The sequence below is a fragment of the Roseitalea porphyridii genome (genome assembly GCF_004331955.1).
Lineage (GTDB): Bacteria > Pseudomonadota > Alphaproteobacteria > Rhizobiales > Rhizobiaceae > Roseitalea > Roseitalea porphyridii.
In genome coordinates, this window is sequence record NZ_CP036532.1 from 2887008 (window position 1) to 2909467 (window position 22460).

Genomic DNA, 22460 nt, shown 5'->3' on the forward strand with positions numbered 1-22460 from the left:
GCGGAACGGCCGGGTGGTAGCGGTGCCGGCGCGCCGATGCAAGGCCGGCCGCGCGGCAGGTCCGGTCGGCCGGTCCGGCGGCTCGCGACGGCCGGGTGCGAGGCAGCACGCCCGTCGCCGGCATGCAAGGCCGGATCGTTCGCGCGTGCCCGCCCGGCGGGCGCGCATTTGGGCGGCTGTGCTTGCTTGACAGGCCGAAGGGGCGAGCCCTATATCCGCCACGCTTTGACAGGGGCACGCCGCCCCTTCTGGCGGAGTAGCTCAGTCGGTTAGAGCAGTGGAATCATAATCCATGTGTCGGGGGTTCGAGTCCCTCCTCCGCTACCAGCAATCTCCCCACCCCTTTGACCCTGTCGGGACACGTCGCCAAGGCTCGGATCGCGACGTCCGGTCGGTTCGTTGACGATGTTCTCCATGCTCCTTGGTGGCGGTCTGATCCGCAGCCGGCACGATCGTGTGGGAATCGAGCGCCGCCTCCATCGGGTCCGTGAGGTCGATGTCGCCGAGGGAGACCAGCGTCCCGCCGGTCGGGCTTGCAAGCGCCGGCGAATAGGCTAGTGTCCGGACCGCTGCATGTTCCCCTCGATGGATCGTCACCCGTGATCAATGCCCAGTTCCATCGTCGCCAACCACGGAGCCGCGTGAGGTTTTGCAACCACGCGGGCAGTCTGAACGCAAGCATCTAGCCCTGGCGCGGCCGCAAGGCCGTCGACCGGGGGCCGGAAATCCAATCCACACCAAAATCTGGTTCTGATTTCCGGGTCCGCCACCGTCGGCCCGGTGGAGATGCTTGATGACGACCTATCTGGCCGGCTGTCCGATGACAGCGACCGACATGCGCATATGCGAGGCCTTGCGCGACCAACTCAGCGGCACCGGATCGGCGCTGCTGCCCCTTCTCGAAGACAAGATCGACAGTGCCGTCCTCGTCGCCGACGACCGGATCGATCCGCGCGTGGTGACGCTGAACAGCCGCGTGCTGTTCGGCGTCGACGATGAGCCGCCGCAGACGCGCATCCTCGTCCGCAGCGCCTTCCGGCACGGGCTGATCGGGCTGACGCTGCCGATCACGGCGCCGCGCGGTCTGGCCCTGCTCGGCCTTCGCCGGGGACAGCGCTACGCTTTCGGCGAGCACGGCACGACGCGCACGATCTTCGTCGAGGACGTTCCGTTCCAGCCCCAGGCGCGGCGCTTCATGCGCGATGTCGAGCCGGCCCGCGACGAGCCCGCCCCGATCGTCGATCTGGAAGCGGCGCGCAACGCACGCCGAACCGGTGACCGGTCCCGCACCGGCACGACCTGCAGATCATCGTAGGGGGACCGACCATGAAAGTCGTTGTTCTGGGCGCGGGCGTCATCGGTGTGACGTCCGCCTACTATCTCGAAAAGGCCGGCCATGAGGTCACCGTGCTGGAAAGGCGGGAAGGGCCAGCGCTGGAGACGAGCTTTGCCAATGCCGGGCAGATCTCGCCGGGCTACGCCGCGCCCTGGGCCGGTCCGGGCGTGCCGCTCAAGGCGGTCAAGTGGCTGACGATGAAGCACGGCCCGCTGGCGATCCGGCCACGGCTCGATCCGGCCCTGTGGTCCTGGCTCGCCATGATGCTGCGCAATTGCACCGAGGCGCGCTACGCACTCAACAAGAGCCGCATGGTTCCGCTCGCCGAGTACAGCCGGGACAGTCTGCGCGAACTGCGCCGGCAGACCGGCATCGCCTATGACGAGCGCACGCGCGGCACCTTGCAGCTCTTCCGGACGCAGAAGCAGCTTGACGGCGCTGGCAAGGATGTCGCCGTGCTCGACCGATTGGGCGTGCCCCACGCGCTCCTTGACCACGACGGCTGCATCGCGGCGGAGCCGGGGCTTGCCGCCGCGCGCGACAGGATTGTCGGGGGCCTGCGCCTGCCGCAGGACGAGACCGGCGACTGCCGCCTGTTCACGGCCGCGCTGGCGGCCCTCGTCGCGCGGTCGGGCGAGGTCCGCTACGGGGTCTCGGTCAAGGCCATCGTCCATGACGGACGCAAGGTGACCGGCGTCAGCACCGATACCGGGATCGTCAAGGCCGACGCCATCGTCACCTGCCTCGGCACCTGCTCGCCCGCCCTTCTGGCGCCGCTCGGCCTGCGCATTCCGGTCTATCCGGTCAAGGGCTATTCGCTGACCGTGCCGATCGCCGACGAAGCGGCGGCACCGGTCTCCACGGTGATGGACGAGACCCACAAGATCGCGATCACGCGGCTCGGCCGCACCATCCGCGTCGGCGGCACGGCGGAACTGGCCGGCCACGACCTGTCCTTGCGGCCCCGGCGGCGCGCCCCGCTCGAATTCGCCGTCTCGGACCTGTTTGCTGGCGCCGGGCGCCTCGCCGACGCGACGTTCTGGACCGGGCTGCGGCCGATGACCCCGGACGGTCCCCCGATCATCGGGCGGGCCGCGCTTGGCGGTCTTTATCTGAACACCGGCCACGGCACACTCGGCTGGACGATGGCGTGCGGCTCGGCACGCGTGATCGCCGATCTGGTCTCGGGCCGCACGCCCGACATCGACGCGCGCGATCTCGGCCCGCAGCGATATGAAAGCTGAGCGCAGTTGACCGGAGCGCCGCGCTCGGCCATCGGAGGGGTCCCACCAAGGCGAACGCGGACAGGGCGCGGGGCATGGATCAGTCGGACCAATCGCACGATAACGCCCGGGCGCTGACGGGCGCTGGCGGGCATGATGGCCCTCGGCCGGCCCCCGCCCTGCCGCGCGGGCCGCGCTAGATGCCGGGCCCGGGACCCGTCACCGTCGGCGTTCTGTTGGCGGCCGGCCGTTCCGAGCGGTTCGGCGCGGCCGACAAGCTGCTGGCGACGTTCAGGGGCGTGCCGCTCGTCCGCCACGCGGCGAACGCCATGGCCTCGGCCGGCCTGACACATCGGATCGCCGTGACGTCGAGCGGGGATGTCGCCCGCCTCGTCGACCCGCTATGCGACCGGGTGATCACGCAGGCGAGCGCGGCCATGTCCGGGACGATCCGGACCGGCGTCGAGCACGCGCGCGAGCTCGGCGCGGAGCGTCTCCTGCTCGTGCTCGGCGACATGCCGTTCGTGACCGCGGCGATGCTCGACCAGCTGGTGGCGCGCTGCACCGACGATGCGCCCGCCGCGCTGACCGACGGCGCGCGCATCGTGCCGCCGGCCTGCTTTCCGAGTGGGGATTTCGACGCTCTGTCCGCGCTTCGCGGTGACCGGGGCGCGCGCGAGCGGCTCGGCCGGCTGCCGCCCTCCGCATGCGTCCAAGTTCCCTGCCCGGCGCTCGTCGATATCGATGACCAGGCCGCACTGGCACGGTGGGACCGCGCCGGATAGCCAAAAGCGCGGCCTCACCGAACAGTTCGGCGCCGTGCGTGGCTTGAACCCCTTCGCCGGCCCGCGCATTGTCGCCGAAACGAACCGCAATCGTGCCGCTCGCAAAGACGCGCCGCCGCACCGACCCCCTGAATGCCATGTCGCTCGACCAGATCCTCATCTTCATCCCCGCCGCCCTGCTTCTGGGCCTGTCGCCTGGCGCCAACAATCTGCTGGCCTTCGCCTCGGCCGCCCGGGCCGGCTGGCGGCGCGCCGCGCTCGGCGTGATCGGCCGCGTCGTCGCATGGGCCGTGCTCGTCGTGCTGGTCGCGTTCGGTCTCGGGGCGGTGCTGGAGGCGTCCGAAGCGGCGTTCCTCGTCGTCAAATGGCTGGGCGTCGCCTATCTGGCCTATCTGGCGGTGCGGTTCTGGAACGCGCCGGTCGAGGCCGAGCCCGCGCTTCCGCCGACCGGCGCGCTGATGCGCCGCGAGTTCCTGACCCTGATGGGCAACCCGAAGGCCTATCTGCTGCTGACCGCCTTCCTGCCTCAGTTCGTCGATCCCGCTGCGGCACCGACGCCGCAGCTTCTGGCGCTCGGCCTTCTCTATCTGGTCATCGAGGCGGTGGCGGCGATGAGCTGGGTCACGCTCGGCATGCTGGTCGGCGCGCATGCGCTGACGCCGCTGCGCCGGCGCCTTGTCAACCGCGTCTCCGGCGGACTTCTGGGCCTCGCCGCCATCGCGCTGGCGCGCACCGACCGTGCCCAATAGGCGCGCACAGGTTCCCGAGGACACCGCGACGGCGACCGCATTCGGCGCCGTGATCGCCGTCGCAATGGCGGCGGCCCTGTGGGGCACGGTGGGCGTCGCCTCGAAGCTGCTTTACGGCACCACCGAGATCTCGCCGGTCTTCGTCGGCTTCGTGCGGCTGGCGCTCGCCTCGCCGCTGCTGCTGGTCCTGTCGCTGGCAACCGTCGGCCGGCGCACCTTCGCCTTCGCCGGCCGAGAACTGGGCGCGATCGTCATGATCGGCGTCTCCATGGCGCTCTATCAGCTGTTCTACTTCACGGCCGTCGCCACCACCGGGGTCGCCATCGCCACGCTGGTGACGATCTGCACCGCGCCGCTGATGGTGGCGCTGCTTGCCGGCCTTTTTCTGGGCGAGCGGCTGACCGCGCCGGTGATCGGCGCGCTTGCCATCGGCATCGCCGGTACCGCGATGCTCGTGGGCGTCCCCTCCGATGTCGGGGTCACGCAGGCCGCCGTTCTTGCCGGTACCGGCTGGGCGCTGGGCTCGGCGGTCAGCTTCGCCCTCTTCACGCTCTTCAGCCGGGTGCTGGCGCCGCGCCATCATCCGTTCACGCTGATCGGCATCGGCCTTGGGGCGGGCGCGCTGATGCTGCTGCCGGTCGCCCTGTTCCATCTGCCCGCCTCGGTCCCGGCGGAAGGCCTGTGGCTGCTGCTCTATATCGGGCTGGTTCCGACAGGGTTTGCCTATGTCATCTTCTTTGCCGGCATGAAGCGGGCGGGCGCGACGGTCGCCAGCATCGCCGCGCTGACCGAGCCGCTGACGGCGACGCTGCTGGCCTGGCTGCTGTTCGATGAGAGGCTTGGCGCGCTCGGCCTGATCGGCGCGGCCCTGCTCGTCGCCGCCATGGTGCTGCTGACGCGAAGCACACGGACCGCGCGGTAGACGGGTCCGGTCAGTCCGTTCTGGCCAGCCTTGGCGAGACGAAGTGCGCCAGCGCGACGAGGCCGACCAGCGCCAGCGGCACGCTGCCCAGGAACACCCAGCGCGCGGCGGGCAGGAAGGCCTCGGGCGTCCCGGCTGCGGCGAAGCCGGCCGCGTTGGCGATGATGCCGATATAGGCCGCGCCCAGCGCATAGCCGAGCCGCTGCACGGTGGGAATCGCGCCGGAAACACGCTCGGTCTCGGCCGGATCGGAGAGCGTCGTCACCCGGCGCAGGATGAAGGTCCAGGCGATGCCGAAGCCGCCCCCCTCGATCACCGCGACGATGGCGATCAGCCAGACCGGGCCCGCCGGCACGGCAAACGCGAAACCGACGATGCTGACCCCCACCATCGCCATGCCGGCGATGATGTATCTGGGGTCGTGCCGCGGATCGGCGCCCGACACGATGATCGCGAACACCGTCCAGCCGACCGCCGAACAGGCGACCAGATAGCCCGCGACGATGGCCGAGACGCCATGGATCGCCACGACCAGCAGCGGGCCGTAGGCGGTGATCGCGATGGTCGCCGCCGACATGGCGAGCACCATGGTCAGCGCGCTGCCATGCGCGCTGGCAAGACCGAACGGCATCGGCGGCAGCAGCCGGTCGGGACCGGCGCGCCCGTCGAGCACGAGAAAGACGACCAGCAGCGCCGCGCCTGCGGTGATGAAGGCGGGGGTCGCGACCGGATCGATATCGATGCCGGCGTATGCGACCGAGACGATCCCGGCGGCGAGCACGGCAAGGCGCAGCACTGGCACGGTGTTCGAAAGGCCCTCGGCGGGCGGCCGCGCGCCGAGCTTCGCGGCAAGACCGATCCACAGCGCCAGCGCGAATGCCTGCGCGGCGAAGAAGACAAACCCGGCCCGCCAGGTGGCGTATTCGACGAACAGCCCGCCGATCAGCGGCCCGAGAAAGGACGACACGCCCCACAGCGCCGAGATCGCCGCCATCGCTCGCGCCATCAGGCGTGGCGGAAACAGGATGGAGACCGCGACGAACGACAGCGCCATCAGCCCGCCGCCGCCCAGTCCCTGCAAAAGCCGGCCGGCCAGCAGCACCGGCATGGTCGGCGCGAAAGCGCTGACAAGGCATCCGATGGCGAACAGGACGCCGGCGAGCGTCATCGGCAGGCGCAGCCCGTAGCGCAGGGCCAGGAACCCGCCCGTCGCGCCGGCGACGATGGAGCCGATCTCGTAGAGCGCCACCGACCAGGCGACCAGCGCGCCGCCGCCGATCTCGGCGACGATCGCCGGCAACATCGTCGCCACGATCAGCCCGTCGGCCGCATGCAGCCACACGCCAAGGCACACCAGCGCCAGGGCCGGCGCATGATCGCGCGTTGCGATTTCAGACCAGGCGACGCGGGTGTGTGGAGCGGGATCGGCCATTGACGGCGGCCTTTCGGTCGTTATTATATAAAGCAATTACTTTATAAAAAGAGACCGATGTCAAGACCGACCGATGAGCGACTGCTCTACCTGATCAAGAGCCGGGGCCCGGTGACCGCCAGGGACGCCGGCGCCGCGCTCGCCATGACGCCGGCCGGCGCACAGCAATGGCTTGCCAAGCTCGCCGGCGAAGGCCTTGTCGCCCCTGAAGACCGCAGGCACGGGCGCGGCCGGCCGCGCCGCTACTGGGCTTTGACCGAACGGGGCCATGCGCGCTTTCCCGACCGTCATTCGGACCTGACGCTGGACATGCTGGCCTCGACCCGGGCCGTGTTCGGCGCCGAGGGGCTCGACCGGCTGATCGCCCATCGCGAAGCCGAAACGCTCGCACGGTACCGAGCGGCGATGGCGGGTTGCGCGTCCCTTGACGCGCGCGTCGCCAAACTCGCAGACCTGCGCAGCGCGGAGGGCTACATGGCCAACTGGCACCGTACCGACGATAGCAGCTTCGTGCTGGTCGAGAACCATTGCCCGATCTGCGCGGCCGCCGCCGTCTGCCAGGGCCTTTGCCGGTCGGAACTGGCGATCTTCCGCGCCGTCCTCGGACCCGATGCAAGGGTGGAGCGCACCGAACATGTGCTGGAAGGCGCGCGCCGCTGCGCCTACGCGATCGGCCATGCCGAACAACGCGCCGACGCTTGAGGGCGCGCGCTTCTCCGCTCAGCCGGCGGCATCCTCCTGCGGCACCGCGATCACCGCCAGGCAGTCGCCGGACTTGATCAGGCCGGGGAAATGGCGCGACACGACGATGCCCGAGCGGCTGGCGTGATAGTCGACGGGCGGCTCGCCGGTGCGCTCGGTCGGCCAGATCCGCGCCAGCATGTCGCCGGCCTCCACCGGATCGCCCAGATTGACCCAAGGCTCGAACAGGCCGTCGTTCTGGCTGAAGGTGAAGCAGTCGTCGCCCGGCATGTCGAGCATGACGGTCGGCCCGGTCTCCATCTCGCCCTTCATGATGCCGGCATGGATCAGCACGTTGCGCACGCCCTTCTTGGCGATCGCCACCGACGTGCCGGTCGCCGTGCCGCCGCCGCCCAGTTCGGTTGTCACGAACACCTTGCCCTGGTCCTCAACGGCGGTGTCGTACATGCCGACATTGTCGATCTCCAGCAGCATCAGCGTGAACGGCGCGTTGAACGCCCGGACCGCCTCGACACAGCGCTGCTCCTGCGCCTTGTCGTCGAGCACGTGCGCGCAGGCGAACGGCACGAAGTCCAGCGTCTTGCCGCCCGAATGGAAGTCGAGAACGATGTCGGCCATCGGCACGAGCGTGCGGTTGAAATAGTCGGCGATCTTCTCGGTGACGGTGCCGTCGGGCTTGCCCGGAAAGGCGCGGTTGAGGTTGCGCTGGTCGATCGGCGATACGCGCGTCGCCGCCTTGAAGGCGGGGAAGTTGAACGCCGGCACGATGATGACGCGGCCGGTAATGTCGGCCGCCTCGAGCGTATAGGCCAGGTCGAACAGCGCCAGCGGGCCTTCATATTCGTCGCCATGGTTGGCGCCCGTCAGAAGCGCGGTCGGCCCCTCGCCGTTCCTGATCACGGTCAGCGGGATCATGATCGATCCCCAGGCCGAATCGTCGCGACTGTAGGGCAGGCGCAGGAACCCGTGATGCTTGCCGTCCACGTCGAGCGGGATGGTCGGCTTGATCGGGTTGGCGGGCATGGTGGAGACCCTGTGCAGCATTTCCGGCTTCAGTCCTTCACGAACAGCTTGCGGGGCACGTTGGCGAGCAGCTCCGGGCCGGTCTCGCCGATGACAATGGATTCGGTGATCTCGAAGCCCCAGTCCTCCATCCACAGGCCCGTCATGAAATGGAAGGTCATGTTCGGCTCCAGCTCGGTGCGGTCGCCGGCGCGCAGGCTCATGGTTCGCTCGCCCCAGTCCGGCGGATAGCTCAGGCCGATCGAATAGCCGGTCCGGTTGTCCTTGACGATGCCGTAGCGGCTCAGGACGGCGAAGAAGGCGTTGGCGATGTCCTCGCACCGGTTGCCGGCCCTGGCCATTTCGAGCCCGGCCTCCATGCCTTCCAGCACCGCCTTTTCGGCATCGAGGAAGGTCTGGGTCGGCTTGCCCAGGAACACCGTGCGCGACAGCGGACAGTGATAGCGCCGGTAGACGCCGGCGATCTCGAAGAAGGTGCCCTCGCCCGCCTGCAGCGGATCGTCGTTCCAGGTCAGGTGCGGCGCCGACGCGTCGACGCCCGACGGCAGCAGCGGCACCAGCGCAGGATAATCGCCGCCAAAGCCGAACGCCTCGTCATAGCGAAGGCCCGCCGCATAAATGTCGGCGACCAGATCGCACTTGCGGTAGCCCGGCTCGGCCTTGTCGAAGATCACCTGATGCATCCGCTCGACCAGCCGCGCGGCATTGCGCATGAAGCCAAGCTCGGCCTCGGACTTGACCGCCCGCTGCCAGTTCACGAGGCCAGTCGTATCGGCAAAGCGGGCATCGGGAAGTTCGCGCTGCAGCGTGGCGAACGCGGCCGCCGAGAACCAGTAATTGTCCATCTCCACGCCGATGCGACCGCTGCCGCCCCAGCGCTTTTCGATCTCGGCGGCGAGCACCTGCATCGGGTGCCGCTCGGCCGACTGAACATAATGGTCGGCATAGCCGATGATGTCGCCTTCGCCCATGAACACGGTGCGGCGCGCGCCGTTGGCGTCCTGACCGCGCCCGAACCAGACCGGATCGCCGTCCATGCCCAGGACGACCGCCTGGTGGACGTAGAAGGACCAGCCGTCATAGCCGGTCAGCCAGGCCATGTTGGAGGGATCGGACACGATGATCGCATCGACGCCGGCCGCTTCCATGGCGCGCCGCGTCTTGGCGATGCGCGCGGCATATTCGGCGCGCGAGAACGGCAGGTTGGGGGCCGGTGCGGCGTTTATCTCTTGCAGCATGGTCTATGCCTTCAGTTGGGTGCCGGCGCCGTGCGCGAGCGCGCGCTGGCGGGCAAGGGTGGCGATGGCGGTGTCCTGTACGCCGGTGCCGGTCAGATCGGCGATGGTGATCGCCGCATCGTCCGGACGGCCCGGCGCCTTGCCGGCGATGATGTCGCCCAGCTCGGCAAAGTGCGCCTCGGGCTCGATCAACCCGGCTGCGATAGCGGCGCGCAACTCACCCTGCTTGCGCGTTTGCGACAACCGGTCGGGCACATAGACATGTGCCCGCGTCAGGCATGCCGGCTCGATCTCGTTCTTGTCGGGCTGGTCCGAACCCATCGCGGTGACATGCTGGCCCGGCCGCAGCCACTCCGCCTTCAGAACCGGCGATCTTGCGGGCGTCGTCGTGACGATGATGTCCGCTTCGGCGACGGCGATCGCCGCGTCATCGGCCGCCGCGACCGGGATCGCCAGCTCCGCGCTCATCTGCTTCGCCGCGGCCTCGGCCTTTGCCGCATCGCGCGCCCAGATCGTCGCGCGGGTGAGCGGACGGACCAGATGCAGCGCGGCAAGCTGCAGCCGCCCTTGCGTGCCCGCGCCCAGTATGCAGGCGGTCGCCGCGTCCGCCCGCGCCAGATGCCTGGCCGCCACCGCGCCGGCGGCGGCAGTGCGCACATCGGTCAGATAGCCATTGTCGAGCAGCAGCGCCTCGACCATGCCGGTCTTCGCCGAGAACAGCACCATCAGCCCGGAGGTCGACGGCAGGCCGAGCTTGGGATTGTCGAAGAAGCCCGGCGATATCTTGATCGCGAAACTGTCGAGGCCGGGCATGAAGGCCGTCTTGACGTCGACCTCGCCATTGGCCTGTTCGATCGCCATCGACAGGATCGGCGGCATGATGACGCCGCCGTCCGACAGCGCGACGAAAGAATGCTCGACGCAGGCGATCGCGTCGAGATCGAGCGGCACCGCCCGGCGCAGATCGGCTTCGGTCAGGATCGTGACATCGGCCATCAGGCGGCCTCCCGCGCCACGTCGACATCCTCGCCGGCGACGATGCGCGCGTGCTGGTCCATGTCGATGTTGCCCCCGCTGAGGATGGCGACGACCGGGCCGGACGAGTTGACCGTGCCCGCCAGCAGCGCGCCGATGCCGACCGCGCCGGATCCCTCGACGATCTGCCGTTCCTGCCGATAGGCGTGCCGGATGGCGCGGGCGATCTCGGCCTCGTCGAGCAGCACCACATCGTCTACGAGCGCCCGCGTCATGGCGAACGTATGCCGGTTGTCGAGCCCGATGCCACCGCCGAGCGAGTCGGCCAGCGTCGGCAGTTCCTCGACGGCGACCGGTCGGCCGGCCCGAAGGCAGGCATGCATCGCCGCGCCCCGCTCCATCGAGATGCCGACAATCTTCGCGCCCGGCTTCTTCGCCTTGACCGCCGCCGCGACCCCGCAGATCAGACCGCCGCCCGAAAGCGGCACCAGCACGGTGCCCAGATCGGGCACCTGTTCGACCAGTTCGAGACCGAGCGTGCCCTGCCCGGCGATGATCGCCCGGTGGTCGAAAGGCGGGATCATGGTCATGCCCTCGTCGGCGACCAGTCGGTCGACTTCCTCCTGCGCCTCGTCCTGCGAGCGGCCGACAATGCGCACCTCGGCGCCCTGCGCCATGATGCCGTCGATCTTGGCCTGCGGCACCAGCTTCGACATGCAGATGATGCAGCGCACCCCGGCGGCCCTTGCGGCATAGGCCAGCCCGCGCCCGTGATTGCCGGTCGACACGCCGACCACGCCCCGCGCCTTTTCGGCATCGGTCAGTTGCGCGATCGCATTGCTCGCCCCGCGCAGCTTAAAGCTGCCGGTAATCTGCTGGTGTTCGAGCTTGAGATGCACCGGCACCCCGGCCATCTCCGTAAGCGACGGCGAACCGTCGACGAAGGTGCGCCGCACCGTCTCACCGATGGCGGTGCGCGCCTTCTCGATCTCGGCAAGCGTGACGAAACCATCGCTCATGCCGCCGCTCCCGTCGCACCTGGTGCCATCGGCAGATCGAACAGCCGGCCGAACCCGGCGGGCCTGAAGTCGGCGAGCCCGGCGTGCCGCGCCAGCGCCCAGGCACCGGCCTGGTTGGAGGTCACCACCGGCTTGCCCGTCGCCGCCTCGATGGACGCGGCGACACCGGCGGCCGGCAGGGCCGTGCAGGAGATGAAGATCGCCTCGGCCTCTGGCGTGTCGACGGCCCGCGCGGCGGCGACGATCGTCTCGGCGGTGACATGGGCCATGTCGCGATCGTCCTCGATGCCAAGGCACGCGCAAGCGGTCACATCGAACCCGTTGGCGGCGAAGTAGGCGGCCATCGGCTCGGTCGTCTCGATCGTGTAGGGCGTCAGCAACGCGATGCGGCGCGCGCCGAGCGCCGCGAACGCCTGGCGCGCCGCGCCCGACGGCGTCACCACCGGCACGCCCGGCCGGGCTGCGTTGATCGAGGCGGCCACCTCCGCGTCGCCGATCACCACCGAGGCCGATGTGCAGCTATAGTAGATCGCGCCGAGCGGCACACCGTCGACCAGCAGGCTCGCCGCCTCGGTCAGCCGGCCCGCCATCTTGCGCAGATTGGCCGGTGTCGTCGGATTGGCGTTGCGCACCCGGCTGACATGGACCGCGACGTCGGCCGGGGCGAAGATCGTCGCGAAATCGGGCTCGGTCGTCAGATCGCTGGACAGCGCGACCACGCCGAGCCGCACGGTCTCGGAACGGTCGCGGAACCGCGCCACCTCGGAGGAAAGCGAAACGGTCGGTTGCGTCATCTTCGTAATCCCAAAAGTCGGGCGAAACGGCCCGAACGGTCAGACCACCATGACCGGGCAGCGCGCCAGGCTCGTTACCTTGTGCGAAACGCTGCCCAGGAGGAAGCCCTCTATGTCACCCATGCCCCGGCTGCCCACGACGATCAGATCGGCCCCGTGATCCTCGCCGAACTTGACGATGGTGCGCGCCGGCTGGCCGTTCTTGACGAAGGCGCGCACGCGCCCCGCGCCCCGTTCGCCCGCCTCGGCCTTGGCCTTCTCGGCCACCTCCTTGGCGTAGCCGCGCAGCACGTCGTCGAGGTTTTCCGGGTCGTTCGGCCGGACCATCGACATCGACGCCTCGGTCATCGAGTGATGCCGGTAGACGGTCAGGATCAGCAGTTCGGCATCGGAATGCGCGGCGAGTCGGGCAGCGGTCTCCAGCGCCCTTTTCGAGCCCTCCGAACCGTCGACCGCGACCAGTATGTGTTCGAACATCGCAATTCACCCGACAGTCAGCGGAACGCCAGATCGCGCAGGAACAGGGCGATCTGCGGGAAGAAGATCAGCGCGACCGACACCGACAGAAGGATGATGATGAAGGGCGGCGTGCCCCGGATCACCTCCATGTAGGGCCGCTTGAAGACGGCGATGGCCGTGAAGATGTCGCACCCGAACGGTGGCGTCGCCGAGCCGATGGCGACCTGCAGCGTGATCAGCGTGCCGACCAGCACCGGGTCGATGCCGGCCGATTCGACGACCGGCGCGAAGATCGGCACCAGGATCAGGATGACGACGATCGGATCGACGAACATGCAGCCGATGAAGAAGGCGATCGAGATCACGAACAGGATCGCGATCGGCCCCATATCGTCGATGCCGATGCCCGACAGAACCGCCTGCGGCACCTGCGCGAACGAGATCACCCAGGAGAACGCCGCGCCCGCGCCGACCAGGATGAAGACGACCGCCGTGATCAGCCCGGTCGACTTGGCGGTGCGGTAGACGCCGGCCAGATCGAGCGAGCGGAAGACGATCACTTCGAGGATCAGCGCATAGAGCACGCACACCGCCGCCGCCTCGGTGGGCGAGAAGATGCCGCCATAGATGCCGCCGATGATGATCGCCGGGAAGCCGAGCGGCCACAGCGCGTTGCGCACGGCGCGGGCGCGATCGCTCCACGGCGTCTTCGGCTCGGTCGGCACGCCCATGCGGACCGCGTAGATCCACGAATAGATCGAGAACAGGACGAGGATCAGGAGGCCCGGACCGATGCCGGCGATGAACAGTTCGGCGATCGAGGTGCCCGAGACGACGCCATAGATGATCATGCCGATCGAGGGCGGGATCAGGAACGCGATGTCGGAGGAATTGACGATCAGCGCGAGGACGAAACTGTCCGAATAGCCCGCCTTGAGCATGCGCGGGCGCAGCGGTGAACCGATCGCCACCACCGTCGCCTGGGTCGAGCCGGAGACCGCGCCGAACATGGTGCAGGCGGCGGCCGTCGAGACGGCAAGCCCGCCCTTCAGGTGCCCCACGAAGCTCATCACCATGTCGATCAGCCGGCCGGCCGACTGGCCGCGCGTCATGATGTCGGCGGCGAAGATGAACATCGGCACGGCAATCAGCGAGGCGGGCCGGATGCCGGCCATGATCTGCTGGATCATGGTCTCCATCTGCCCGAAGCCGCCGAACATGGAATAGAAGCCGAACGTGGCGCCGGCGATGAGCGGGATCATCATCGGAAAGCCGATGAGCAGCAGCACGATCATGATGGCGAAGAGAGGGACGGCCATCGGTCAGACCTCCACTTCGTCGTCGTCATAGCCTTCAAGCACGTGCGTCGAAAGGTAGATGTCCTTTTCGATCAGGTTCTTGATGGCCGTGAGCAGATATTGAAGCCCGGTGAGCAGGAAGCCGACGGGCACCCAGACGAGCGTCCACCAGACCGGGATCTGCAAGGCCGGCAGCACGCGCCCGCGCCCGGCCTGGGTGAAGATGTAGCCCAGCGCATACCAGGCGAGCGCCAGCATGAAGGCGGCCGTGATCAGCGAGATCATGATCATCAGCGCCTTGCGCGTCTTCGGCGGCAGCGCGTCGTAGATCGCCGACATGCGGATATGCCGGCCCTGCCGCGCGGCATAGGAGATGCCGGCGAAGGTGATCAGGATGATCAGTATCGAATTGAGTTCTTCGGAAAAGAAGATCGAGTTCTGGAAGACGAAGCGGCCCAGCACGTTGGCGATCGTGTTGGCCGCCATCAGCAGCACGCCGACGCCCAGCATGATCGCCTCGATGCGGGCGATGGCGACGTCGAGCCAGCCGAGCGGGCCGGGCAGGCTGGAGGTGTATTCCTCCGATGCCGCCTCACGCCGCGGTTCGCCCTGGACGCTGATCGGTTCTTCGGTCACGGCAGGCCACTCCCCCGGAACGGGCGCCGCACGGCGCCCCGATGGCCGGGCCCGCGACGCGCGCGGACCCGTTCCACTGTTGGCCCTCAGCCGCCCGTGGCTTCTGCGGCCGCCTCGAGGTCGGCCTTCATCTGGTCGAGGATCTCCTGACCACCCTCGCCGGTCATCTCGACGAACGCTTCCTCGACGGCCGGCGCGGTGTCCATGAAGGGCTGGCGCTCCTCCTCGGACAGGATGTTGATCTCCATCTCCGGCTTGGCTTCCTTGATCTTGGCCAGCGATTCTTCCTGAAGGTCGCGCTGGTACTCGAGGATGTATTCGAACGCCACGTCGACGGCGTCCTGGATGACCTGCTGGTCGCCCTCGCCAAGACCGTCATAGAAGTCCTGGTTGGCCATCAGCGCGGTCGTGAAGTTGTTGTGGCCGATGCAGGTGATGACGTCGGTCACCTCGTACATCTTGGTGGATTCCAGGAAGAAGCCGGGGTTCTCCTGACCCTGGATGATGCCGGTCTGCAGCGCGCCATAGACCTCGCCCCACGGCAGCGGCGTCGGCGTCGCGCCGAATGCCTGATAGCTTTCGACCAGCAGCGGATTGGTCATCACGCGGAACTTGACCTCGTTGAGGTCCTCGGGGCTGCGCACCGGCTCCTGCGTGGTCATGCAGACCTCGCCTTCGGGATACATGGTCAGGAGTTCGAGCCCCTGCTCGGCATAGAGTTCGGGGAACATCTCGTTGATCGCAACCGACGAGCGGAAGAACTCGAACAGCGTGTCCTGGTCCTGCGGCAGCAGGTAGGGCACGAAGAAGACCTGCGCCTCGGGGATCAGCGCGCCGGTGAAGCCGGGCGACTGGTTGACGAACTGCAGGATGCCGGCCTGCGCCTGCTCCATGATGTCGGCGCTCTCGCCGAGCGTGCCGAACGGGAAGAGCTGGACGGTGTGGTCGGAATTGGCCTCGACCTCCTCCTTGAATTTCTGCGCGAAGATGCCCTGGACCTCGTCGAGCGCCTCCTCGAAGGCGTAGCGCCAGGTTTCGGCGTGGGCGGTGCTGGCGGTCAGCGTGATCGCGGCCGCGGCGACGGTGCCCAGAAGTCTACCCATGGATTTCGTCATGTACCTGCTCTCCCTTTGGAACGGCGAACCCCGCCCGGCCATGTCGACCGACGTCTGACGGCCGGCCCGTGGCTGCGGACGGATTGTTCTGGTTTCCGACGGTGAAACAGGGACAAAATCGTGTCAATACAAATATAATATCATGACAATCCGGATATTGCCGTCGCGCCGGCCGCTCAGATCGCCAGCAGCGCCGGCTCGGGCCGGCTGCGGATCAGCCGCGCGACGATCTGAAGGCCGAGCTCGAGCCGGTCGGCCGGCTCCCCGCCAAGGCACAGCCGCACGCCGGCATGCCGGCCCGGCTCGGTCAGGCAGAAGGACGAGCCCGGCGCCACCGCCACCCCATGCAGCCGGGCGTGCGCGAGAAACCCTTCCTCGCTCCATTCGGGCGGCAGGGGCAGCCAGACATGCATGCCGTTGGGGCTCGACTGGAACGGCAGCCCGGCAAGGACGCCGGCGGCCGCGGCGTTGCGCTCGCCGAGCGCCGCCTTCTGCCATTCCAGCAGCCGTCGCGCCGTTCCGTCGGCGATCCAGCGCGTGGCGATCTCGGCGATCATCGGCGTCGCCATCCAGTTGGTGACCAGATGCCGGTTGGCCGCGGCCGAGGCGAAGGTGTCGGGCACCACCAAGCAGCCGAAGCGCAGACCCGGCATGATGCACTTGGTCAGCGAGGTGAAGTAGAAGGTGCGCTCCGGCGCAAGGCTCGCCACGGTCGGCGGCCGGTCCGGATGGATCGGACCCCATGCATCGTTCTCCATGATCAGGACGTCATGCTTGCGGGCGACGGCGACGAGCGCCGCGCGCCGTTCGGCGCTCATCGTGACCGGCTTGGGCGCAAGCCCGGTCGGCAGCATGTGGATCGCCTTGACCGGTTCGCGCGCGCACACCCGGTCGAAGCCCTCCGGCGTGATGCCGTCCTCGTCCAGCGGCAGGCCGCGCAGGCGCAGCCCCAGATAGCTGGTCAGCGGCTTGAGCGTGTGATGACCCAGTTCCTCGGCGACGATCAGATCGCCCGGTCCGGCCACGGTCAGCAGCGTCGCGGTCATCGCCGCCGTGTTGCCGTTGGTCAGCACCAGCCGCGCCGGCGACGCCTCCACCCCGCACAGCGACAGCCAGTCGAGCGCGGGTTCGGCATAGGCGCGCAGCGCCACGTTCGGCCGGAACGAGGCGATCGTCGTCATCGGCAGGCTGCCGGCGACATCAACCAGCGCCTTGCGCATCGCCTCCTCGTGCAGGGGCGCGAGCACCGGCTTGAGCAGCGACAGATCGATGATCGAGCCGAACTGCCGGTCGGTCACGTAGGGCATCCGGGTCTCGGCCGGCCCGGCGCGGACGAAGGTGCCGCGTCCGACCTCGCCGACCAGAACGCCAGCCCGGGTCAGCTCGTCATAGGCGCGGCTGACCGTCTGCACGCTCACGCCCAGCTCGTAGGCCAGATCGCGGTGCGTCGGCATGCGATCACCGCTCTTGAGCTCGCCGGCGCTGACCGCGCGGATCACGGTGTCCGCCAGCGAGCGATAGGCCGGGCGGCGCAGGGCTTCGCGCCTTGGGGGCCAGATTGTCATGGTTCAGTATGCGCATCGATCATGACAATTGACAACAGGGCACGCCCTCTCCACAAGCGCTGATCATGGCGACCATCAAGCTCGACAGGCGTGACGTGCAGATCCTGGCGATCCTCTCGCGGGAGGGGCGCATCTCCAAGGCGGCCCTTGCCGAGCGGGTGGCGCTGAGCGCGACGCCGTGCTGGGAGCGCCTCAAGCGGCTCGAGCAGGCCGGCCTGATCACGGGCTATCGCGCCGACGTCGCGCTCAAGAAGCTGGCGCCCCATGTCGAGGTGTTCGTCCTTGCCGAACTCGACAACCACCGGGCCGAGGCCTTCCAGACCTTCGAACGCGCCATCGACCGGCACGATGAAATCGTCGGCGGCTGGGCGCTCGGCGGAGGGTTCGACTATCTGCTGCACGTGATCGCGCCCGACATCGACGCCTATCAACGGCTCATCGACGGCCTGCTGGCGCAGGGCATCGGCCTTGCCCGCTACTTCACCTACATCGTCACAAAGCCGGTCAAGACCGGTTCGCCGCCGCCGTTCTCGGCGCTGCTGGGCGAACCGCCGGACCGGAAGGACTGACTGCCGGCCCGCCGCGATCAAGACGGATCGTCTGCCCGGCGCGGCCGCTTCAGGAAAACCATCTGGCCGGATGCGGCTAGTCTCGGACCTGATCCGAACCCGCCACGATGGAGCTTGCCATGGCCAAGGCCGCCAAGCATGCCGACCAATTCGCCGATGCATTCGACCTGCGCGACGCCGCCCTGATGCGCACCTTCGCCTATGTCGACGGGCGCTGGACGGCCGGCACGGGCGCCCGCTCGCTCGCCGTCACCGATCCCGCGACCGGCGCGCATCTGGCGGAAGTCGCGGCGCTGACCGGCGCCGACAGCGCCGCCGCCGTCGATGCGGCGCAGGCCGCCTTTGCCGGCTGGGCCGGTCTTCTGCCGCAGGAACGCGCCCGCCTGCTGCGCGCCTGGTACGAGCAGATGGTCGCCCATCGCGAGGATCTCGCCCGGCTGATGACGCTCGAACAGGGCAAGCCGATCTCCGAGTCGCGCGGCGAGATCGACTATGCCGCCTCGTTTCTGGAGTTCTACGGCGAGGAGGCCAAGCGGCCCAACATCGAAAGCGTCACCTCGCACCTGCCGGACGCCGAGGTCGAGGTCTGGCGTGAACCGGTGGGCGTCGCCGCCCTGATCACGCCGTGGAACTTCCCCTCTGCCATGCTGACCCGCAAGGCGGCCGCCGCGCTCGCGGCCGGCTGCACCGTGATCGCCCACCCCTCCGCCGAAACCCCGCTGTCGGCGCTGGCGCTGGCCGAACTGGCCGAGCGCGCCGGAATTCCGCCGGGCGTGTTCAACATCGTCACCGGCAATGCGGCCGAGGTGGTCGGCCCTTGGATGGACGATGTGCGGGTGCGCGCGGTCTCGTTTACCGGCTCGACCGAGATCGGCAAGCTGCTCTACCGGCAGGGCGCCGAGACGATCAAGCGCCTGGTCCTCGAACTGGGCGGGCACGCCCCGTTCATCGCCTTTGCCGACGCCGATCTCGACCATGTCGTCGACGAGGCGATCAAGGCCAAGTTCGCCACCTCCGGCCAGGACTGCCTCGGCGCCAACCGCTTCTTCGTCGAACGCCCGATCTATGACGCCTTCTGCGCGCGCTTTGCCAAACGCACCGCCGCGCTCACCGTCGGCCCCGGCCTCGACGACCCGGACATCGGCCCGCTGATGAACGAAAAGGCCGTCGCCAAGCAGGAAGAGCACGTGGCCGACGCACGCCGAAAGGGTGCGCGCGTTCTGACCGGCGGCGAAAGGCACGAGGCCGGCCCGCTGTTCTTTGCGCCGACCGTTCTGGCCGACGTGCCCGCCGATGCGTTGATCATGGGCGAGGAAACCTTCGGCCCGGTCGCCGCGATCGCCCCGTTCGACACCGAGGCCGAGGCGATCGAGCGCGCCAACGCCACCGAATACGGCCTGATCGCCTATCTGCACACCCAGGACCCGCGCCGCATCTACCGCGCCAGCCGCGCGCTGCAGTTCGGCATGGTCGCCGTCAACCGCACCAAGGTCACCGGCGCGCCGATCCCGTTCGGCGGCATGAAGCAGTCGGGACTGGAACGCGAAGGGTCGCGCCTCGGGCTGGAGGCGTTCACCGAAGTCAAATATGTCTGCCGCGACTGGGCATGACAGCAACACGAACAAGAAGGGCCGACGCCATGCTGCGCAACGATCAACTCGACCAATGGGACCGGGAGAATTTCTTCCATCCCTCGACCCACCTCGCCCAGCATGCGCGCGGCGAAAGCCCCAGCCGCATCGTCACCGGCGGCAAGGGCGTCTACATCGAGGACCGTGACGGCAAGACCCTGCTCGACGCCTTCGCGGGGCTCTACTGCGTCAATGTCGGCTATGGCCGCACCGAGATCGCCGACGCGATCGCCGAGCAGGCGCGGGAACTGGCCTATTACCACGCCTATGTCGGCCACGGCACCGAAGCCTCGATCACACTCGCCAAGATGGTGCTCGACCGCGCGCCCGATCACATGTCCAAGGTCTATTTCGGCCTTGGCGGCTCGGACGCCAACGAGACCAACGTCAAGCTCATCTGGTACTACAACAACATTCTGGGCCGGCCCGAAAAGAAGAAGATCGTCTCGCGCTGGCGCGGCTATCACGGCTCCGGGCTCGTGACCGGCTCGCTGACCGGGCTGAAGGCCTTCCACGACAAGTTCGACCTGCCGTTGTCGCAGGTCGTCCACACCGAGGCGCCCTGCTACTACCGCCGGCCCGACCTTGCGATGAGCGAGGCCGACTTCGTTGGCCATTGCGCCGCCGAACTCGAGTCGCTAATCGAGCGCGAGGGCGCCGACACCATCGCCGCCTTCATCGGCGAGCCGATCCTGGGCACGGGCGGCATCGTGCCGCCGCCGGCCGGCTACTGGGCCGCGATCCAGCCGATCCTTCAAAAGCACGACATCCTGCTGATCGCCGACGAGGTGGTCACCGGCTTCGGACGTCTTGGCTCGATGTTTGGCTCAGACCATTACGGGCTGAAGCCCGACATCATCACCATCGCCAAGGGTCTGACCTCGGCCTATGCGCCGCTGTCCGGCTCGATCGTCTCGGACAAGGTGTGGAAGGTGCTCGAGCAGGGAACCGACGAGAACGGCCCGATCGGTCATGGCTGGACCTATTCGGCTCATCCGATCGGCGCGGCGGCGGGCGTCGCCAACCTCAAGCTGATCGACGAACTGGGCCTCGTCGAAAATGCCGGCAGGGTCGGCGCCTATCTCAACCAGGCGATGGCCGATGCGCTCGCCGGCCACGCCCATGTCGGCGAGGTGCGCGGCGAAGGCATGCTGTGCGCGGTCGAACTGGTCGAGGACAAGGACAAGCGCGCCTTCTTCGATCCGGGCCGCAAGATCGGCATGGGCGTTGCCGCCGCCATGGCGCGGAGCGGCGTCATCGCGCGGGCAATGCCGCAGGGCGACATCATCGGCTTCGCGCCGCCGCTGTGCCTGACCGAAGCGGAGGCGGACCGGATCGTCGATGTCGCGCGCGCGGCGGTCGAAGAGGTTCTCGGCTGAGCGAGCCGCAAGGGGCGGCCCGCCGTCCGACGGCGGGCTGACCCGATGCCGCCCGGTCAGACCGCCAGATATTCCTCGCGCAGTTCCTTGTTGTCGAGCACCTCCTTGGCGGAGCCGTCGAAGACCACCTTGCCGGTGTCGAGGATGACGCACCGGTCGGCCAGTTCGAGCGCGCGGATCGCGTTCTGCTCGACCAGGATGGTGGTGATGCCCTGCTGCTTGATGACCTCGAGCGTCTTTTCGATCTCGTCGACGATCACCGGGGCCAGCCCCTCATAGGGCTCGTCCAGCAGCAGCACCTTGATGTCGCGGGCGAGCGCCCGAGCGATCGACAGCATCTGCTGCTCGCCCCCCGACAGCGTGACGCCCTCCTGGACGCGTCGTTCGCCAAGACGCGGAAACAGGTCGTACAGCCGCTCGATCGACCAGCCGATCGGCTCGGCGATCTGCGCCAGTTGCAGATTCTCCTCGACCGTCAGGCCGGGAATGATGCGCCGGTCCTCGGGCACCAGGACGACGCCGGCCACCGCCGCCTCGTGGCTGGACATCGTGTGCAGGTGGCGGTGATCGAGCCAGATCTCGCCATAGGTCAGCGACGGCGAATCCAGCCGCGCCAGCGTGCGCAGCGTCGAGGTCTTGCCGGCCCCGTTGCGTCCCAGCAGGGCCAGGATCTCGCCCTCGTGCACGTTGAACGAGACGCCCTGAACGATGTAGCTCTCGCCATAGTAGGAATGGATGTCGTGCACCGACAGGAAGGCCGGCGCGGTCGCCGCCATGTTGGCGTTCTTGGAGAAATCCGGCCGCTCGCGCTGGTCGCGCTGCCTTGCCTCGCCGACCACATCGCTCATGCCGCTTCTCCCAGATAGGCTTCCTTGACCTTGGGATGGCCCTTGATGTTCTCGGGCGTATCCTCGACGAGCGGCGTGCCCTGCGCCAGCACGGTGATGCGCTGGGCCAGCGAGAACACCACATGCATGTCGTGCTCGATGATCGCCATGGTGATGTTGCGCTTGTCGTGGATTTCCTTGAGCAGGTCGATCGTGTTGTTGGTGTCGGCGCGCGCCATGCCGGCGGTGGGCTCGTCGAGCAGCAACAGGCTCGGCTCCTGCACCAGGCACATCGCCATCTCCAGCCGCCGCTTGTCGCCGCGTGACAGCGAGCCCGAATGCATGTCGCGCTTGTCGAGCATCCGCACCTCGTCGAGCATGCTTTCGGCCCGGTCGATCACCTCGCGTTCGGCCGCGATCGATTCGATCGCATGCATCCGGAACGCCCCGTCCCGCTTGGCGAAGCACGGGATCAGCATGTTCTCGATGACCGTCAGGTCGCCGAAGATCTCCGGCGTCTGGAAGACGCGGCTGATCCCCATCTGGTTGATCTGATAGGGCGTCCGGCCGAGCACCGACTGTCCCTTGAACGTTACCTCGCCGGTGTCGGGTTCGAGCTTGCCGATCAGGCAGTTCAGCAATGTCGACTTGCCCGCCCCGTTCGGCCCGATGATCGCGTGGACCGAGTTCTCGGCGACCGACAGGTTGACGTCGCCGAGCGCCTGCAGGCCGCCGAAGCGCTTGTTGACGTTCTTGACTTCGAGGATGCCCATGATCGCGATC

22 protein-coding genes and 1 tRNA gene are annotated in these 22460 nt (G+C 68.2%); 10 read left to right on the forward strand and 13 right to left on the reverse strand.

Annotated features, from left to right (window positions below):
- Positions 1-250 precede the first annotated feature (250 nt).
- The 6 genes from E0E05_RS14080 to E0E05_RS14105 all read left to right on the forward strand — a co-directional run bounded on the left by E0E05_RS14080 (position 251) and on the right by E0E05_RS14105 (position 5015).
- A tRNA-Met gene (locus E0E05_RS14080) sits at positions 251-327 on the forward strand.
- Positions 328-793: 466 nt separating this feature from the next.
- The gene (locus tag E0E05_RS14085) at positions 794-1315 is read left to right on the forward strand and encodes a GreA/GreB family elongation factor (protein ID WP_131617290.1); all 522 of its coding nucleotides are present in this window, start codon (positions 794-796) and stop codon (positions 1313-1315) included.
- Positions 1316-1326: 11 nt separating this feature from the next.
- Positions 1327-2580: a D-amino acid dehydrogenase gene (locus E0E05_RS14090; protein WP_131617291.1), complete on the forward strand. Its 1254-nt coding sequence runs from the start codon at positions 1327-1329 to the stop codon at positions 2578-2580.
- 179 nt (positions 2581-2759) lie between these two features.
- The gene (locus E0E05_RS14095; RefSeq protein WP_131617292.1) at positions 2760-3344 is read left to right on the forward strand and encodes a nucleotidyltransferase family protein; all 585 of its coding nucleotides are present in this window, start codon (positions 2760-2762) and stop codon (positions 3342-3344) included.
- A gap of 92 nt (positions 3345-3436) precedes the next feature.
- Entirely contained in the window at positions 3437-4093 is a 657-nt protein-coding gene (locus E0E05_RS14100) for a LysE family translocator (RefSeq protein ID WP_131617293.1), read from the forward strand.
- Positions 4083-5015, forward strand: coding sequence for a DMT family transporter (locus E0E05_RS14105; RefSeq protein ID WP_210215718.1), 933 nt, complete (start codon positions 4083-4085; stop codon positions 5013-5015). The genes E0E05_RS14100 and E0E05_RS14105 overlap by 11 nt, the downstream gene beginning before the upstream one ends.
- Before the next feature lie 10 nt (positions 5016-5025).
- On the opposite strand, the gene E0E05_RS14110 is transcribed toward E0E05_RS14105, so the two are convergent.
- A complete protein-coding gene (locus E0E05_RS14110; protein ID WP_131617294.1) occupies positions 5026-6447 on the reverse strand; it encodes an MFS transporter in 1422 nt (473 codons plus the stop codon).
- 57 nt (positions 6448-6504) lie between these two features.
- On the opposite strand from E0E05_RS14110, the gene E0E05_RS14115 reads away from it, so the two are divergent.
- The gene (locus tag E0E05_RS14115; protein WP_131617295.1) at positions 6505-7149 is read left to right on the forward strand and encodes a helix-turn-helix transcriptional regulator; all 645 of its coding nucleotides are present in this window, start codon (positions 6505-6507) and stop codon (positions 7147-7149) included.
- Positions 7150-7167: 18 nt separating this feature from the next.
- Here the strand turns inward: E0E05_RS14115 and doeB are convergent, their stop codons facing one another.
- From doeB to ehuR, 10 genes are all read right to left on the reverse strand, one after another.
- Positions 7168-8172, reverse strand: coding sequence for a N(2)-acetyl-L-2,4-diaminobutanoate deacetylase DoeB (doeB, locus tag E0E05_RS14120; RefSeq protein WP_131618052.1), 1005 nt, complete (start codon positions 8170-8172; stop codon positions 7168-7170).
- Positions 8173-8201: 29 nt separating this feature from the next.
- Entirely contained in the window at positions 8202-9410 is a 1209-nt protein-coding gene (gene doeA / locus E0E05_RS14125) for an ectoine hydrolase DoeA (protein WP_131617296.1), read from the reverse strand.
- Positions 9411-9413: 3 nt separating this feature from the next.
- Complete coding sequence (locus E0E05_RS14130) at positions 9414-10406, reverse strand: cyclodeaminase (RefSeq protein WP_131617297.1); 993 nt, start codon at positions 10404-10406, stop codon at positions 9414-9416.
- Positions 10406-11404 carry a hydroxyectoine utilization dehydratase EutB gene (gene eutB / locus E0E05_RS14135; RefSeq protein WP_131617298.1) on the reverse strand — a complete coding sequence of 333 codons (999 nt, stop codon included), beginning with the start codon at positions 11402-11404 and terminating at the stop codon, positions 10406-10408. The genes E0E05_RS14130 and eutB overlap by 1 nt, the downstream gene beginning before the upstream one ends.
- On the reverse strand, positions 11401-12198 hold the full coding sequence (locus E0E05_RS14140) for an aspartate racemase/maleate isomerase family protein (RefSeq protein ID WP_131617299.1): 798 nt from the start codon (positions 12196-12198) through the stop codon (positions 11401-11403). Before E0E05_RS14140 ends, eutB begins: the two co-directional genes overlap by 4 nt.
- A 39-nt stretch (positions 12199-12237) precedes the next feature.
- On the reverse strand, positions 12238-12675 hold the full coding sequence (locus E0E05_RS14145; RefSeq protein ID WP_131617300.1) for a universal stress protein: 438 nt from the start codon (positions 12673-12675) through the stop codon (positions 12238-12240).
- A gap of 17 nt (positions 12676-12692) precedes the next feature.
- Positions 12693-13976 (reverse strand): TRAP transporter large permease, encoded by a 1284-nt coding sequence (locus E0E05_RS14150; protein ID WP_131617301.1) that lies wholly within the window; start codon positions 13974-13976, stop codon positions 12693-12695.
- Positions 13977-13979: 3 nt separating this feature from the next.
- Complete coding sequence (locus E0E05_RS14155) at positions 13980-14591, reverse strand: TRAP transporter small permease (protein ID WP_244597739.1); 612 nt, start codon at positions 14589-14591, stop codon at positions 13980-13982.
- An 86-nt stretch (positions 14592-14677) separates the two neighbouring features.
- The gene (locus E0E05_RS14160) at positions 14678-15694 is read right to left on the reverse strand and encodes a TRAP transporter substrate-binding protein (RefSeq protein ID WP_210215719.1); all 1017 of its coding nucleotides are present in this window, start codon (positions 15692-15694) and stop codon (positions 14678-14680) included.
- Between the two features lie 188 nt (positions 15695-15882).
- Positions 15883-17271: a MocR-like ectoine utilization transcription factor EhuR gene (ehuR, locus tag E0E05_RS14165; RefSeq protein ID WP_131617303.1), complete on the reverse strand. Its 1389-nt coding sequence runs from the start codon at positions 17269-17271 to the stop codon at positions 15883-15885.
- A 65-nt stretch (positions 17272-17336) separates the two neighbouring features.
- On the opposite strand from ehuR, the gene E0E05_RS14170 reads away from it, so the two are divergent.
- From E0E05_RS14170 to E0E05_RS14180, 3 genes are all read left to right on the forward strand, one after another.
- Positions 17337-17840, forward strand: coding sequence for an Lrp/AsnC family transcriptional regulator (locus E0E05_RS14170; protein ID WP_131617304.1), 504 nt, complete (start codon positions 17337-17339; stop codon positions 17838-17840).
- A 119-nt stretch (positions 17841-17959) separates the two neighbouring features.
- Positions 17960-19450: an NAD-dependent succinate-semialdehyde dehydrogenase gene (locus E0E05_RS14175; protein ID WP_131617305.1), complete on the forward strand. Its 1491-nt coding sequence runs from the start codon at positions 17960-17962 to the stop codon at positions 19448-19450.
- 29 nt (positions 19451-19479) lie between these two features.
- Complete coding sequence (locus E0E05_RS14180; RefSeq protein WP_131617306.1) at positions 19480-20850, forward strand: aspartate aminotransferase family protein; 1371 nt, start codon at positions 19480-19482, stop codon at positions 20848-20850.
- Positions 20851-20906: 56 nt separating this feature from the next.
- Here E0E05_RS14180 and E0E05_RS14185 read toward each other — a convergent pair whose 3' ends face one another.
- Positions 20907-21626, reverse strand: coding sequence for an ABC transporter ATP-binding protein (locus E0E05_RS14185; protein WP_244598079.1), 720 nt, complete (start codon positions 21624-21626; stop codon positions 20907-20909).
- Between the two features lie 68 nt (positions 21627-21694).
- Positions 21695-22450: an ABC transporter ATP-binding protein gene (locus E0E05_RS14190; RefSeq protein WP_131617308.1), complete on the reverse strand. Its 756-nt coding sequence runs from the start codon at positions 22448-22450 to the stop codon at positions 21695-21697.
- Positions 22451-22460: the final 10 nt, after the last annotated feature.